This window comes from Odoribacter sp. N54.MGS-14, assembly GCF_000980295.1.
GTDB lineage: Bacteria > Bacteroidota > Bacteroidia > Bacteroidales > Marinifilaceae > Odoribacter > Odoribacter splanchnicus.
Genome location: NZ_LARL01000157.1, coordinates 1 through 1,214, shown reverse-complemented (window position 1 = coordinate 1,214; position 1,214 = coordinate 1). Strand labels below are relative to the sequence as shown.

The 1,214-nt window shown below is 44.4% G+C and carries 1 protein-coding gene; it reads right to left on the bottom strand.

Translation table 11 applies throughout. The features are described 5' to 3' along the window. Positions 1 to 176 precede the first annotated feature (176 nt). Positions 177 to 1,214, bottom strand: a 1,038-nt coding sequence (locus WS42_RS14735) for a transposase (protein WP_046451365.1), incomplete at its 5' end; no start/stop codon positions are given.

Genomic DNA, 1,214 nt, shown 5'->3' with positions numbered 1-1,214 from the left:
ATATTCAGTAAATGTCCCTATAAAATACAATGGCATATGAAGATGCCCCAGTATAATCACTTCATATGTCATTTTTATTGTCATTTTTCTGTATTTTCCCATATACTCTTATAGGCAGGACATGACGTTCCGGAAGAAGTCTGACGACCTCTTCTGATTTTTTCGTTAAAATCATATCATGCTGCTTTCAGCGCTCTGTTCCTGACCTTATCTATCATCAGTATGGCATTTGCCGTATGTATTCCAAAGAAAATCCAAAGGATTTCCGTTTTCCTGTTCCGTGCCTTTATCCTTGAGAGTGAGTAATGTTGCTTTTGAGTGCCGAAGCTGCCTTCAAGCCTGGTGGCCCTTTCTTTGGAGAGTTCACTTCTGAGAACCTTTCTCAAGGATTCATCCTTGGCCGCCCTTCCCTTGCGTACAAAGGATGTGGATATTCCATATTTTGTACAGAACTTTCTGTTGGCATTATTGGCATATATGGAATCGGCAGCCACGCATCTTACCCTCACATTCATGAGCTTCTGCTGCATGCGGATACAGTCCTTCAGGCGTATACCTTCGTTGAAAGCCTTGAACGAGAGGTGTTCGATGAACGATATGCCGTCTATCTGTATGTTGTTGACCTTCGCACCGAACTCGACGGACTTTGTTTCCTTGCCTCTTACAATGGGACGTACATAATGACGGTCAATGCTGACGATGCGGTCCCTGACCTTCTTCCCTACAAACATTTCCTTTTCCTGTACAAGAACCTTTCTGATGATGGAAAGACGTTTCTGGTAATCCTGGGTATAGCGGAGTAAGGTTCCGTACTCTCGATGAATCTCATCCCTCTGTATGAGGAGCTTTTCAAGAAGCCTGATCATACGACGCTTGAGCATTCTTGTCCTCGAAGCCTTCCTTTTTCTTTTCTTGCAGTAGGACAGATAGGACTCCGCTACATTCCTGTATTTGTTGCGGGGACGTCTTATGCCAAGTTCCACACAATGCCTGCAAATATATCTATAGAGCCATTCAAGGCTTTCCCAAAGGAGTTTCATGTCAGTAGGATAACGCATATGGCTTTCATAGCATGTGGCATCGGCCATACAGACGTGAAGGCTGTCAAGATAGGGTTTCCAGTGTGAAGCCAGCACTTCCTGGAGGGAATCAACATCAAGACGGGACGCTATCTCATTGCGGATAGCACTGACTATCTTGTAGTTGGTTATGGG